The 14,597-nt window shown below is 66.1% G+C and carries 10 protein-coding genes; 5 read left to right on the forward strand and 5 right to left on the reverse strand.

The window, feature by feature from the left end:
- Positions 1-220: 220 nt before the first annotated feature.
- On the reverse strand, positions 221-2,458 hold the full coding sequence (locus NMQ14_RS04565) for an AsmA family protein (RefSeq protein ID WP_257093905.1): 2,238 nt from the start codon (positions 2,456-2,458) through the stop codon (positions 221-223).
- Between the two features lie 229 nt (positions 2,459-2,687).
- Here NMQ14_RS04565 and mscL point away from each other — a divergent pair, with 229 nt between their 5' ends.
- The gene (mscL, locus tag NMQ14_RS04570; protein WP_257093907.1) at positions 2,688-3,116 is read left to right on the forward strand and encodes a large conductance mechanosensitive channel protein MscL; all 429 of its coding nucleotides are present in this window, start codon (positions 2,688-2,690) and stop codon (positions 3,114-3,116) included.
- Between the two features lie 71 nt (positions 3,117-3,187).
- Here the strand turns inward: mscL and NMQ14_RS04575 are convergent, their stop codons facing one another.
- The 4 genes from NMQ14_RS04575 to NMQ14_RS04590 form a co-directional block, all read right to left on the reverse strand.
- On the reverse strand, positions 3,188-3,916 hold the full coding sequence (locus tag NMQ14_RS04575; RefSeq protein WP_257093911.1) for a response regulator transcription factor: 729 nt from the start codon (positions 3,914-3,916) through the stop codon (positions 3,188-3,190).
- A gap of 147 nt (positions 3,917-4,063) precedes the next feature.
- Positions 4,064-4,567, reverse strand: a complete 504-nt coding sequence (locus NMQ14_RS04580; protein ID WP_257093913.1) for a WbuC family cupin fold metalloprotein — start codon at positions 4,565-4,567, stop codon at positions 4,064-4,066.
- Complete coding sequence (dnaE, locus tag NMQ14_RS04585; RefSeq protein ID WP_257093915.1) at positions 4,560-8,045, reverse strand: DNA polymerase III subunit alpha; 3,486 nt, start codon at positions 8,043-8,045, stop codon at positions 4,560-4,562. Before dnaE ends, NMQ14_RS04580 begins: the two co-directional genes overlap by 8 nt.
- A gap of 95 nt (positions 8,046-8,140) precedes the next feature.
- Positions 8,141-8,893 carry a PEP-CTERM sorting domain-containing protein gene (locus NMQ14_RS04590; protein WP_257093917.1) on the reverse strand — a complete coding sequence of 251 codons (753 nt, stop codon included), beginning with the start codon at positions 8,891-8,893 and terminating at the stop codon, positions 8,141-8,143.
- Between the two features lie 219 nt (positions 8,894-9,112).
- On the opposite strand from NMQ14_RS04590, the gene NMQ14_RS04595 reads away from it, so the two are divergent.
- From NMQ14_RS04595 to NMQ14_RS04610, 4 genes are all read left to right on the forward strand, one after another.
- Entirely contained in the window at positions 9,113-10,885 is a 1,773-nt protein-coding gene (locus NMQ14_RS04595) for a PQQ-binding-like beta-propeller repeat protein (protein WP_306441094.1), read from the forward strand.
- A gap of 157 nt (positions 10,886-11,042) precedes the next feature.
- Positions 11,043-11,786, forward strand: coding sequence for a PEP-CTERM sorting domain-containing protein (locus NMQ14_RS04600; protein WP_257093920.1), 744 nt, complete (start codon positions 11,043-11,045; stop codon positions 11,784-11,786).
- An 82-nt stretch (positions 11,787-11,868) separates the two neighbouring features.
- Complete coding sequence (locus tag NMQ14_RS04605) at positions 11,869-12,321, forward strand: PA2169 family four-helix-bundle protein (RefSeq protein ID WP_257093924.1); 453 nt, start codon at positions 11,869-11,871, stop codon at positions 12,319-12,321.
- 243 nt (positions 12,322-12,564) lie between these two features.
- Complete coding sequence (locus tag NMQ14_RS04610) at positions 12,565-14,568, forward strand: methyl-accepting chemotaxis protein (protein ID WP_257093926.1); 2,004 nt, start codon at positions 12,565-12,567, stop codon at positions 14,566-14,568.
- Positions 14,569-14,597 lie beyond the last annotated feature (29 nt).

Consider the following 14,597-nt stretch of genomic DNA (forward strand, 5'->3'; position numbering starts at 1 on the left):
GTTAACAGCCTTCTTCCTTGTTTACAATAACTTGCGTAAAAACAAGTTTATCTGCCAGTGCTAACTGAACGGCATTAGGGCGGAGCGGGGGTTTCGGCGAGCAGTGCTCGCCGCCCGCAGAGCCGGCTGGCCATGCAGGGCCAGCAGTGGATCGCCGCTCCCACAGGACCGCTCCGGCATGCGTGCTTTCAGGAAACTGCCCGATGCCAGCACTTGCCGCTCAGCGGCCGAACAGCCCCTTGAGCTTGTCGCCGACCTGCTCCTGCACCTTGTCGCGGGCTTTGTCCTGCAGTTTCTGGCTCTGCTGTTCGACCGCCGTTCTGGCGGCACCCTTCACCAGATCGGCGAACTCGATCTTGTAGTCGAGGCTGGCGAACGGCCCGTACAGGCGCACCGGCACGGTCACGCCCCTGAGCTCGTCTGCGGCGCGGCCGTCCTGCCCCTTGCTGGTTGCGGCCAGCGTGACGCGCGCCAGGTAATCCACACTGGCGTCGGGCAGATTGACGGTGCCGGCACCGGCCAGCCTCAGAAAGGGCGAGCTGGCCGTCAGATCGGAATTGCGGGCGATGCCGTCGTCGATGCGGAAGCTGGCGCTGAGCGCTGAAAAATCGGTCTTTTCGGTGGCGCTGGCCTGCTGCACGGTGGTACCGCCGCCCAGCTTCGCCTTCGCCTCGCGCAGGCTTTTCGCCAGATTGATGCCGCGGATCGCGCCGTCACGCAGCTTCAGCGACGCATTGCCATCGAGTGCGCGCTTGAGGGCGCCGACCGTCGTACCCGAGGTCGCGACATCCAGCATGACCGTGCCGCGCCCCTCCAGCAGGTCCTTGCCGGCTGCGTCGCGGATCAGCGGATGCACGTCGATGTCCGACAGCGTCTGCTTCAGCGCGATGCGGTTGCCATCGGCATTCAGAATGAGCGCACCGCTGGCCGCGCCCTGATACAGCGCGGCCGAATAGGGCGACACCTCCAGCTTTCCGTTCGACGCCTTCACGTTCAGCGTCATCTTTGTCATCTTCACGCCAGCCAGCTGCAGCGCACCGATGCGCACGCTGCCGCTGGCATTGATGTCGCGCAGCGCGGACAGATCGACCGGCGTGTCGTCCGGGTTGCCGGCGGCAGGCCTGGTTGCGTCGCCGGCTGCTGCAGGCGGGCGGTAGCGATCGAGGTTGAGCTGGTCGATGTCGACGTCAAAGGTCAGCGCCAGCGGCTGCAGGCGGGTCGCGGCGAGCTTGAGCAGGATGTGGCTGTCGTCGAGCCGTGTGTCGAGATCGAGCGCCGCGGTCTGCGCCTTCAGGTCTGCGCGAGCCGAGCCCTTGACCGGCAGCTTGACGCTCTTCATCGGCAACGACGGATGTGCGATGTCGATCGAGCCCTCGAGCGCCGACAGCTCGCCGGACGGCCCTTCGAGTTGAACGCTCAGCGGCGTGGCCAGGGCGGCCTTGACGGTCGCCGTGTCCTGACGGGCGTCCAGCGCCAGCGTCAGTCCAGCCACCCGGATCGCCTGCTGGCTGCCTTCGATGCCCTTGAGATGCAGCTTGATGTCCGCCATGCGGACGCTCGAATCGATCTTTGCGGCCAGACTGATTTCGTCGCCGCGGGCGCCGCCGGCATCGAGTTGCAGCGCAGGCGCTTCCAGTTTCGCCGACAGCGCCTCGCCGGCCCGTCTGGCGGACAGGTCAAATGCCAGCTTCTGGATGTCGATGCGGCCCTCGGCGCCCGCTTCGAGCCGGGTCGACGTCAATGCGGCGCGCAGATCCGTCAGGTCGAGCAGCGTGCCGTCCATGGTCGCGCTCAGCGTATCGAGCACGAAGCGCTGGGTCGGCAGGTCATAGTCATAGCCTGCTGTCAGCACGATGCGCATGTCGGCCGTCGGCTGCGCCGACGTCCAGCGCGCGGCGATGTCGAGTTTGCCGCGTGCCGCATTCGACAGCTTGCCGACCGCCAGCTCGATGTCGCCCAGCGTGTGCGCCGCACCGCTGCCTTCGTCGCGGAAAGCGAGCGCCGAACGCGACAGCTTCAGCCCGGCGATGTCGAAGCGGACCGGCGAGCCCTCGTCCTTTTCGGCCGAGAGCAGGTCTTCGAAGTTGAACGAGCCGTCCTTGTAGCGGATGAGGGTGACGCTGGCGCCATCGACCCGGATCTCGTCGATGACCAGCGAACCCGACAGCAGCGGCAGCACGGCGACCGAGACACGCGCGCCGTCGATGGCCGCGAAGCGTTCGGTCGAATTGTGTTCGGACAGTGCGGTGCGCCCCAGCTTGAGGCCGAGGTTCGGGTAGAAGGACAGGTCGACGTCGCCTTCGATGTCCAGCGTGCGCTGCTTCTGTTCGAGCACGACGCGCCTGAGTTCTTCCTTCACGCGGACGGCATCGAAGGTGATCGCCACGTACAGCACGGCCGCGGCGAGCAGCGCAGCGACGCCGCCGAGCGCGAAAGCGGCAAGCTTGAGTATCTTCATGCCTTCTCCATACGAAACAGACCGGCTGATGACACGTGCCGCGTTGCCGAACGGTGCTTGATCCGGCTGACGCAAGCGGCACGGTGGCTGGCGAGCGTATCAGAGATGGCGGCAGGCGGCCCGGACCGGCGCCACGCCGGCCGTGTGCTATCTTGCTCGCCGCCGGAAGGCATCGGTTCGCGCGCGCCGCCTGCGCGCGAATTGCACCCATATCAACAAGGAGATCAGCATGAGCTTCGTTTCGGAATTCAAGGCATTCGCCATGAAGGGCAATGTCGTCGACCTCGCGGTGGGCGTCATCATCGGCGCAGCCTTCGGCAAGATCGTCGACTCGGTCGTCGCCGACCTGATCATGCCCATCGTGGGTGCGATTTTCGGTGGCCTGGATTTCAGCCAGTTCTTCATCGTGCTCAAGGACATTCCGCCCGGCGTGCCGGAAACGCTGGCCGACCTGAAGAAGGCGGGCGTACCGGTGTTCGCCTGGGGCAGCTTCCTCACGATCGCGCTGAACTTCGTCATTCTTGCCTTCATCATCTTCATCATGGTGAAGCAGATCAACAGGCTCAAGCGCGAAGAAGCGGCGGAACCGGCGGCGCCGGCCGAGCCACCCGAAGAGGTCGTGCTGCTGCGCCAGATCCGCGACTCGCTCTCGAAGTAGTCCGGATCTGGCACGCAACAAAAAAGGAGCCGACGGCTCCTTTTTTGTTGTCGGTCTGCGCGTTGTGCGGTTCAGTCCACCGCTTCGCCCTCAGCTGGGCGGGCATCTCCGGCCACCCGTTCCAGGCGGTAGCCATAGTTGTAGGTCGACGCCAGTCGATAACCGTTTTCCGGCCGCAGGGCGAGCTTGGAGCGTACGCGCGACATGTGGGTATCGACGGTGCGTGTCGGCACATCGCCCTTGCGGCCCCACAACGATTCCAGCAGGTGGCCGCGCGACACCAGGCGACCGACGTTGCGGAACAGGAATACAGCCAGCTCGAACTCGCGTTCCGTCAGGTCGACAACCTCGTTGTGCAGGCGCGCCGTGTGCGAATTCAGGTCGAAATGGTAGGGCTCGGCTTCAACCACCGGCTGGTCTGCCGGCGGGCGGCTGCGCCGCAGCACGGCCTCGATCCGGGTCAGCAGTTCAAGGCGCCGCGCCGGCTTGACGATGTAATCGTCGGCGCCGGCGGCCAGCGCGGTGACGATGTCGTTCTCGTCCTGCCGCGCCGTCACGAAAATGACCGGCGTCTGCAGCTGGCGCTCGTTGCGCAGCCAGCGCAGCACATCGGCACCCGGCAGGTCGGGCAATTCCCAGTCGATCAGCAGCAGGTCGTAACTTTCACGCACCGCTTCGCGCATCAGGTCACGAGATCGCATGAAAACATGCACGTCGTGGCCTGCGGCACGCAGCCAGGTGCCCAGTATTTCCACCTGGACCGGGTCGTCTTCCAGCAAAGCAATTCGGGCAGTCTGCACGGCGGGATCTGTATCCGTAGAAATGAGCGGGTCAGACAGGGTTGACGGCAGGCAGGTCGCGGACTGAAGGGCCGGAATGCATGATAAATGCCGCCTGAAGCGTGACCGGATACCGCTCAATGGACATTCGAGTATGCCACAGCGGGGTCAGCCCGCCTGCAGGGCGGCAAACAGACCCGCCATCCAGCGCAGATAGGCCCCGGCGGCCGGATCACCGGCACCCGGCGCCCACGGCGCCGCCTCTCCGGTGCCCAGAGGCAGATACGGCCCCGACTTGGCTTCGAACATGACCGAGCCCGATTCGAGCGAAACAAGGCTGTGATACTGGCCATGACCGATATCGATGCCACAGGCGTAGCCCGCACCCAGCCGATGCAGCGACTGAACAGCGCCCGTGTCGTCGAACAGGATGCAGCCGAAACGGCCGCGCAGACACAGGATGGTTTCGTCCTTCGCCGGATCCAGGTGGCGATGCGGCTGGACGTAGCTGTCCGGCTCGATGGCATTGAGCAGGCGGTGCGCCGGATGGCCGTCATGCGGATGCAGATTGTCATTCATGCGCCGGCGCGGGCTGGCCTGCGCCCGGGCGGTGAGTGCATCGAGCGCGGCCAGATCGATCAGCCGGGCGCGCGGTGGCGCGTGCTCAGGCATAGGTGACACCGACCGATTCCGGCGGCAGCCAGTCACGCAGCCCGTCGAACAAGGCGTCGTCCAGCCGCACCCGCCACTGGTCGCCGAAATCGAGGGGTGCGATGGCCTGGCCGCTGCTGTAGTGCAGACGCACCCGGCACCCGCCCTCGGCGCGGAACGGTTCGAGCAGGCTGCGCAGACGTGCGCAGGCCGCGCGCGCACCGCCTGCGCCGGCCACTTCGCCATTGACCTTGAGTTCGAGCCGGCGCGCAAAACGCGCGCGCGCCTCGCCGGCGGTCAGCAGAGTTTCAGCGACGACGCGCATCGAATTGGAGTAGTCGTCGAATTGCGCGCGGCCCTCGATCACCAGAACTTCGTCTTCGCGCAGCTTGTTGCGCGAGGCGTCGAACAGTTCGTTGAACACCGACACCTCGACCTGCGCCGTGCCGTCGTCGAGCACGACGAAAGCCATCTTGCCGCGACGCGTCATCTGTACGCGTGAGCTGACCACCAGTCCGGCGACTACGGTCCGGTCGCGCGACGATTCGAGCTGCGCCAGCTTGCGCCGCGCGAAGCGCGAGAACTCCTGCGCATAGCTGTTGAACGGGTGACCCGACAGATAGAAGCCGAGCGCCTGCTTTTCGTTCTGCAGCTTTTCGCGTTCGCTCCATGGCTTGCAGCTCACGTACTCGGGGGCGCGGGTGCCGACGCCCGCCGGAGCGTCGTCGAACAGGCCGCCCTGATGTGCGTTGGCCGCCGCCTGTTCGGCCGCTTCCATGGCGAGTGCAACGCTGGACATCAGGATGTTGCGGTCAGGGTCGGCGCCCTCGCGCGTCGCGTCGAACGCGCCGGCGCGGATCAGCGCCTCGATGGTACGGCGGTTCACCATGCGTCGGTCGACGCGCAGGCAGAAGTCGAACAGGTCGACAAAGGGCCCGCCGCTCGTACGTGCCTCGATGATGGCGTTCACCGCCTGCTCGCCGGTGCCCTTCACCGCCCCCAGGCCATAGCGGATTTCGCTGCGCGACACCGGCACGAAGCGGTATTCGGACCGGTTGATGTCGGGCGGCAGCACGGTGAGCCGGTTCTTCTTCGCGTCGAGGAAGAAGATGTTCACGGTGTCGGTGTTGTCCATGTCGGACGACAGCGACGCGGCCATGAAGGCGGCGCAGTGGTGGGCCTTCAGCCAGGCCGTGTGATAGGTGACGACGGCGTAGGCGGCGGTGTGCGACTTGTTGAAGCCATATTCCGCGAACTTCGTCATCAGGTCGAACAGCTGTTCGGCCAGCGCCGGGTCGTAGCCCTTGGTGGCGGCACCGGCGGCGATGGTTTCGCGGTGCTTGGCCATTTCCTCCGGCTTCTTCTTGCCCATGGCGCGGCGCAGCATGTCCGCACCGCCGAGCGTGTAGCCGCCGATGATCTGCGAAATCTGCATCACCTGTTCCTGATACACGATGACGCCATAGGTCGGTGACAGGCAACCTTCGAGATCCGGGTGGAAGTAGTCGATCGCCTGTTGACCCTTCTTGCGCAGGATGAAGTCATCGACCATGCCGGATCCGAGCGGCCCCGGGCGGTACAGCGCCAGCACGGCGATGATGTCCTCGAAGCGGTCCGGCTGCAGTTTGGACAGCAGCTTCTTCATGCCTTCCGATTCGAGCTGGAAGATCGCCGTGGTGTTGGCTTCCTTCAGCACCTGGTAGGCGGCCGGATCGGTGAAGGGCAGGCTCAGCAGATCCGGCCGCTCGCCGGTCATGCGCTCGATGTAGTCGACCGCGAGCTCGATGATGGTGAGGTTGCGCAGGCCCAGAAAGTCGAACTTCACCAGGCCGATCGCTTCGACGTCGTCCTTGTCGAACTGGCTGACCGGCGCCGCATCGTCGCCGTCCTGCTGGTACAGCGGGCAGAAGTCGGTCAGTTTGCCGGGCGCGATCAACACGCCGCCGGCGTGCATGCCGACATTGCGCGCCAGGCCCTCGAGCGGCTCGGCCAGGCGCAGCAGTTCGCGCACTTCCTCCTCGTTCTGTTCGCGCTCGGCCAGTTGCGGCGCCTGTTCGCGCGCCTCGGCCAGCGACAGCGGCTTGTTCTGCACCACCGGAATCAGCTTCGACAGCTGGTCGCAGAAGTTGTAGCCCATGTCGAGCACGCGGCCGACATCGCGGATCACCGCGCGCGAGGCCATGGTGCCGTAGGTGGCGATCTGGCTCACCGCGTCGGCGCCGTACTTCTGGCGCACATACTCGATCACCATCCAGCGCTTGTCCTGGCAGAAGTCGACGTCGAAGTCGGGCATCGACACACGTTCCGGATTCAGGAAGCGTTCGAACAGCAGCGCATAGGCCAGCGGATCGAGGTCGGTGATGCCCAGCGAGTAGGCGACCAGCGAGCCGGCGCCCGACCCGCGACCCGGCCCGACCGGTACGCCGTTCTTCTTGGCCCAGTTGATGAAGTCGGCCACGATCAGGAAGTAGCCGGGGAAGCCCATCTGGATGATGGTGTCGCACTCGAACCTGAGCCGCGCCTCATACTCGTCGCGCCGCGACGCGCGCACCGCCTCGTCCGGAAACAGCAGCGCCAGCCGTGTCTCGAGACCGGCTTTTGCCTCGGCGATCATGAAGTCGTCGATCGTCATGCCGGGTGGCGTCGGAAACTGCGGCAGGTAGTTCTTGCCCAGCGTCAGCGTGAGATTGCAGCGGCGCGCGATCTCGACCGTGTTGTCCAGCGCTTCCGGGATGTCGGCGAACAGTTCGGCCATTTCGGCCGAGGTCTTGAAGTACTGCTGTTCGGTGAAATCGCGCGGCCGCCGCTTGTCTGTCAGCACATAGCCCTGGGCGATGCACACGCGCGCCTCGTGTGCCTTGTAGTCGTCCGGCGCCATGAACTGCACCGGGTGTGTGGCCACCACCGGAATGCCGGTTTCAATGGCCAGCGCGCACGCATCGGCCACATACACCTCGGTGTTCGGATGGCCGGCGCGCTGCAGCTCGATGCAGTAATCGCCATTGAACAGCCGCGACCAGTCGGTCGCCAGCCGGCGCGCCGATTCCATGTTGCCGGCCAGCAGTGCCAGCCCGACGTCGCCCTGCATCGCGCCGGACAGCGCGATCAGGCCGGCTGCGCCGGTGTCGGCCGCTTCGAACCACTCGCGCCGGATTTCCGCCCGGCCGCGGTGCTTGTTCTCCAGATAGGCGCGGGTCAGCAGGCGGCACAGCGTGCCGTAGCCCTCGCGGTTGCGCGCCAGCAGCAGCAGTCGGTACGGTTTGTCGCGTTCGGCTTCATTGGTGATGAAGACATCGACCGCCGCAATCGGCTTCACGCCCTTGCTGCGTGCAGCCTTGTAGAACTTCACCAGACCGAACACATTGGTCAGGTCGGAAATCGCCAGCGCCGGCATGCGGTCCTGCGCGGCGGCCTTGACGGCCGCGTCGAGCGTGACGATGCCGTCGACGATGGAAAATTCGGAATGAAGACGGAGATGGACGAAGGCGGGAGCAGGCATGCGACAAGTGTACCGCTCCCTCCTGCCCGGCGGGCACCGCATGGGTGCCCGCCGGTGTCGGGCGTCGCGCTGCGGAACGCCCGGGCTGACGAAACTTACTTGCGACGGCGGGCGGCGAAGCCGATCAGGCCGAGGCCTGCCAGCATCAGCGCATAGGTTTCCGGTTCCGGCACCACGGCGATCTGGAAGGCGGTGGTGTCGGGCACGGTCGAGGCGTAGCTGCCGCTGGTGGCGTCCACGTTCCAGTTCGCGGGATCGGTCAGCAGCTCAAGGTATTCGTCGGCGGTCAGGCCACTGCGAGCGCCGGTGTATTCGGCGTAGTCCGGCGTTCCGCCAACAATCGTGTTCAGACGGATGGCGGTTTCGCCATCGGTCAGGCCGGTGTTGGTGAGCGGGCCGTTGGCATCGAACGTGCCGTTCGTGATGGCCGCCAGGAAGGTGGTCGGCGTCACGGCATCCGTGCCCAGGTAGGCGTAGATGGTTTCGCTCGAATTGGCGATGCCCCAGTTCGCGCTGCCGGACACGGTGACGCGGCTCAGCGTGCCGAGCGAAGCGGACAGCGTGGTCTTGTCGTAGGCTGCGAAGCGCACCACGGTGCCGGCGGCGATCACGGACGCACCGGAACTCCACTGGTTGTAGCTTTCGCCCGTAGTGAAGGCGGAACCCGTCCACTCGTTGTCCGAGAAGAAGACGGTGGTGTTGGCATCGATGTCGGCCAGCGCGACGAAGGACAGGCCGTCTTCGTCGGCGTTGAACGAGGTGAAAGCGATGTCGCCGGCGTTCAGGGCGGCGTGGGCGCTGACGCCGGACGCGGCCAGCAGCAGAGCGATTGCGGTCTTGCGGAACATGTCGGATCTCCGGAATGAAAATGCGGCCAAGGGAAGGCGGCCGGGCATCCGCAACTTTGACGGCCGCTCGTTACAGGCAAAGCAGCCGGAACAGGCCGGTCATGAGCCGAACGGACTACCGGAATGAAAAACAAGGTCTCCGATGGCCGGCCTGCCGGTGTGCAGGCGATTCCGCAGCGGCCGGCCTATCATTCCCGCTTTCCATCGCCGGATACCGCCATGTACCGCCCGACCCTGACCACCTTCCGCCGGCTCGCCGCGACGGTCGCCCTGGCTGCCCTGGCCGTTTCGACGGCTCACGCCGCACCGGACCGCGAATGGCCGGTGTTCGGCCTCGATCATGCCAATACCCGACTGGCCGACCTGCCCGGACTGACGCCGGCAACGGTGAGGAAGCTGGTGCCGAAGTGGATCTACCAGAGCGGCATCGCGCAGACCTTCCAGTCCACGCCTCTGGTCGTGGGCGGAAAGATGTATGTGTCGCTGCCCGGCTCGCACGTGGTCGCGCTGGACGCCCGGACGGGCAGCGAACTGTGGCGCTATACGCACAAGAAGCGCACGGAGAAGGTGTGTTGCGGGCCGGCGAATCGGGGCGTGGCCTTTGACGACGGCCGCGTGTTCGTCGCCACCGTGGACGCGCGCCTGGTTGCGCTCGACGCCGCCACCGGCAAGCCGCACTGGGACATCGAACTGGCGCGGCCGGACAACGCGACGACCGAAAGCAGCGAAGGCATCAAGGGCGAGGTCGGCGGCGGTTCGGGCGTCGGCGCGGCGGCTGCACCGCTGGTGGTCGAAGGCAAGGTGATCGTCGGCATCAACGGCGTGGGTTACGGGCTGCATCTGGACGTGCCCGGCCGCGCCGGCCAGCTCGCGTCGGTGGTCGGCATGGCGGGCAAATACGGCGGCATCGGTTTTCTGGCGGCGTTCGACGCGAAGACCGGCCAGCGGGTGTGGCAGTTCGACACCGTGCGCAAGCCGCAGGATGGCGGCTGGGAAGGCGACTTCGTCGAGAAGACCGCCGACGGCCTGCCGCTGAACCGCGACATCGCCGGCGAGCGTGCCAGCGCGCCGCAGCACAAGGACGCGTGGGAGTACGGCGGCGGCTCGGTGTGGAATGCGCCGGCCTATGACGCAAAAAGCGGCCTGCTGTACTTCGGCACCGGCAACCCCAGCCCGCAGATCAACGACACCACGCGCCCGGGCGACAACCTGTACACCGCATCGCTGGTCGCCATCAATGCAAAGACCGGCGCCCATGCCTGGCACTTCCAGCAGATTCCGCACGACAAGTGGGGCTACGACGTGGCCAGCCCCGCGGTGCTGTTCGACCATCGCGAACCGGATGGTCGCGTGGTGCCTGCGGTCGGCCAGGCGTCGAAGCTGGGCTGGTTCTATGTGCATGATCGCGCCAGTGGCGCGCTGCTGTACAAGTCGGAGCCCTTCGTGCAGCAGGACAATCTGTTCGCTGCGGCGAGCAAGGACGGCACGCGCATCACGCCGGGCGTGGCCGGCGGCGTGAACTGGTCGCCGGCCGCCGTCGACGCCGGGCGCGGCCTGGCCTTCGTCGCCGCGATGCACATGCCGATGCGTTACTGGATCAAGGAAAGTGCCGCCACGGCGGGCAAGCCGGCGCAGCGCTACGACAGCATGGAGCCGTCGGACGAGGCGAACTGGGGCGTGCTCGCGGCGATCGACCTCAGGCAGCGCGGCAAGCTCAGATGGACGGTGAAAACCGATGAGCCGCTGGTCGGCGGCGTGCTTGCGCTGAAATCCGGTGTGGTGTTCACCGGCGAAGGTAATGGCCACCTGTCCGCGTTCGACAGCGTCAGCGGCAAGCGGCTGTGGGGCTTTCAGACCGGCGCCGGCGTGAATGCGCCGCCGATTGCCTTCACTCTCGACGGCAAGCCGTATGTGGCGGTGGCGGCCGGCGGCAGCGCCATCTGGGGCTACCGTCAGGGCGACGCCGTCATCGTGTTCGGACTGCCGGACTGAGCGCATCCGGGCGTCGAAGAATCTTACATATTGCAGGCGGCTGGCATGAGTCCCACGGCATACGGCGCTTTGCGGCAGGCGGCGCGATGCTTGCTACGTCTCCAGTTCGGTCTTTTTCGCCGGTAAGTCACCGGCCCACGATCCGGAGGATGCCTTCATGACACTGCCTGCCTTTTCGTCGATGTCCCGTGTGCTGCTGCTCGCAGCCGGTCTGGGCTTCACGTCCGCGCCGCTGCTGGCCGCCGACATCCTGGTCGACGTGCAGATGCAGAACAGCGATACCAATCCGGGCCCGTTTTCGGCCGGTGCCGGCGCACAGTTCAGCATGAGTTTCCGCATCGACGCCAGCGTCGCGCTTTCGGGCGCCATACCGACCTGGAGCGGTGCGCTCGACGATCTGTTCGTCGACATCGTCGACGTCAATCTGGGCAGCTTCACGATCCAGGCGCAGAACGGACGTTGGCAGCAGATCGACGGCGATTTCCTGGCTGGCGGCTGGGGCAGTTTCAACGGTGGCAGCATTGCGCCCTTCGCGGTGTTCAATCCGTCAATAAGCGCCACCGCCTTCGTGCTCGAATCGATCAGCTTCGACTTTCGCGGCGCAGCCTTGCTGGCCGATGAGCAAACCCTGCCCGGTGTGCTCGACATCGACGATTTCAACTACCTGAGTCTGGTGCTGCGCTTCAGCAATGCGGATCCGGACGTGGCCAACAATCCGAAGACCAGCATCATCCGCGGCAGTGCCTTCGACGCCGTCAACATCACGCCGGTACCCGAGCCGACCACCTGGGCGATGCTGGGTCTGGGCCTCGCGCTCGTTGGCGCCGCGGCACGGCGCGCGCGGATGACTGCAACAGGATGCAACCGGCGGGTCGGTCATCCCCTACACCGGGCTTCGTGATCGCCCGCAGCCGGGCGAACCGCGTTTCCCTAGGATGAAGTCTCGACAGTGCATATGCCTGTCATTCATCCAAGGAGACATCATGAACCAGAGCGAAACGATTGAAGTGCTGAACGGCCTGATCGAAACCTGCAAGGATGGCGAGTACGGATTCAACACCTGCGCCGATCAGGCGGACTCGGTGAAGCTGCAGGCGATGTTCAGGCAGCGGGCGCAGGAATGCGTGACCGCGGCTCAGGAACTGCAGACCGAAGTGGTGCGCGCGGGCGGCGAGGCGGATACGTCGGGCACAGTGGTCGGCGCACTGCACCGCGGCTGGGTGAGCGTGCGCGGCGCGCTGCCTGGCAAGGACGATGTGGCGATGCTGGAAGAAGCCGAACGCGGCGAGGACCGCGCGCTGGCCCGCTACCGCAAGGCGCTCGAAGCGCCGCTACCGCCCGAACTGCGCAATCTGGTGCAGCGTCAGCTGATCGGCGCGCAGCGCAACCATGACCAGATCCGTACGCTGCGTGACCAGTACCGCGCGGCCGCCTGATCGGGTTGCATGAGGAGGGCGGTCATCTGGCCGCCCGGCAGGGGATGCCGACCCTCGGGGTCGGCTTTTTTACGTCCCGAGCAGACGCAGCACGTCCAGCATCAGGCCGGCGCAGGCCGACCAGACGGGCGGTCGATGACCTTTCCACCGGTGCCTGAATAATGCACCGAGTTCATAAATTGTTCTCTTAAAGAAACTTTCTTGATCGTCGTCAACGCCTTGTCACCGAAACCGAGCCTGATCATGAATCTGCACGCCCTGAACCTGCGCACCAAGCTGTTGGCATCCACCGTCACTACCGTCCTGCTCTGCTTCTCGGTCACGCTGGGCGTACTCGCCTGGCGCAGCCATCAGGCTGTGCTGGAACAGGGGCTGGCGCGCGCCGAAAGCGTGGCCGCTTCGGTCGCGCATGATGTCGGCGCCAATCTGGACGAAGCCATGGCGGTGTCATCCACGCTGGCGCTGTCGCTCGAAGGCTTGCACGCCAAGGGCACGCCGGATCGCGACGCCATCAGCCGTGTGCTGCGTCGCACGCTGGAAGGCCGCCCGGAATTGCTGGGCATCTACACCGGCTGGGAAGCCGATGCCTTCGACGCGCGCGACGCCGACTTCGCCGGTGCCGCCGGTCATGACGCCAGCGGCCGCTTCGTGCCCTACTGGAGCCGCAGCGGTGACACGCTGTCGGTCGAAGCGCTGATCGACTACGACAAGCCGGGTGCCGGCGACTATTACCAGCAGCCGAAGCAGACCGGCCGCGCCTATCTCGCCGAACCTTATGAATACGTGGTCGGCGGCAACAAGATGCTCATCACCTCACTGGTCAAGCCTATTGTCGTGAATGGCCGCTTCGCCGGCATCGCCGGCGTCGACATGGCGCTCGACCGGCTGGCCGACGATCTTGGCCGCCTCAAGCCGCTCGACGTCGGTACGGTTGCGCTGTACGCGCCGTCCGGTCTCGTGGTTGCGCACGCCGATGCCGCCCGCATCGGCAAGCCGGCTGCCGACCTGCCGGCCGATGCACTGGCTGCGCTGCGCGAAGGTCGCAGCCTGCAGTGGCGTGACGCGGTCGGCGTACTTCACTTCCTGCAGCGCGTGTCGCTGAGCGACAGCGACGCCTGGTGGGGCAGCGTGGTGTCGGTGCCGGAAGGCGTGATCACCGCCTCGGCAAACTCGCTGCGCAACACCGCCATCGCGATGGGCGTCGGCAGCGTGCTGCTGACCGCCGGCGTGCTGTTCCTGTTGCTCGGCGCGATGACCCGGCCGCTGGAAACCCTGGCCGCAGCGATGCAGGCGCTGGCCAGCGGCGAAGGCGACCTGACGCGCCGTCTGCCGGAAACCGGCAGTCGTGACGAACTGGGCCGTGTCGCCACCTCGGTCAATGCCTTCCTCGGCAGTCTTCAGCGCATGTTCATTGAAGTGCGCGACCAGAGCCACACACTGGTCAGCGGCATCCGCGAAGCGTCGGACGCCACCCGTCACATCGCCGACAGCTCGCGCTCGCTGGCCGGCACCACCGGCGACAACGCGGCAACGATAGAGGAAATCACCGTGTCGATCGGCCACATCGCAAGCCACGCGACTGAAGCCAATGGCGTCATGCTCGACACGCACACCGCCTCGCAGCGCAGCGGCGAGGCGGTACACGGCATGCAGACGCACATGCGCGACATCGCCGGCAGCATGGAAACGCTGGCCGGCTCGCTGACCGGTCTGGCCGAACGTTCGGTGCAGATCAACGGCATCGTGCAGGTGATCCGCGAAATCGCCGACCAGACCAATCTGCTGGCGCTCAATGCCGCCATCGAAGCCGCCCGCGCCGGCGAACAGGGCCGCGGCTTCGCGGTGGTGGCCGACGAGGTGCGCAAGCTGGCGGAACGCACCAGCAACGCCACCACCGAGATCCGGGACATGATTTCTGCCATGCACGGCGAAACCGACCGCGCGGTGCAGAGCATGAACAGCACGCGCGAAGCGGTCGAGTCCGGCGTCGAGCGCGCCACCCGCGTGGCCGAGGAGATCGGCGGCATCGAGGCCGGCATGCAGCGCGCCGCCGAACGGGTACGCGAGATCGCCGAGGCGACGCAGGAACAGTCGGCCGCGACGACCGCGCTGGCGCAGTCGGCCGAGCAGGCATCCGAAGTCGTGCAGAACACCGACGAGGCGATACAGCGCACCTCGGCCACGCTGTCGCAGATCGGGCGCGCATCCGATCATCTCGGCGAACTGGTCGGGCGCTTCAAGCTGTAGGCGCGCGGACGGCACCGCACGGGCCCGGG

The sequence above is a fragment of the Methyloversatilis sp. XJ19-13 genome (genome assembly GCF_024580155.1).
In the GTDB taxonomy this organism is placed as follows: Bacteria; Pseudomonadota; Gammaproteobacteria; order Burkholderiales; family Rhodocyclaceae; genus Methyloversatilis.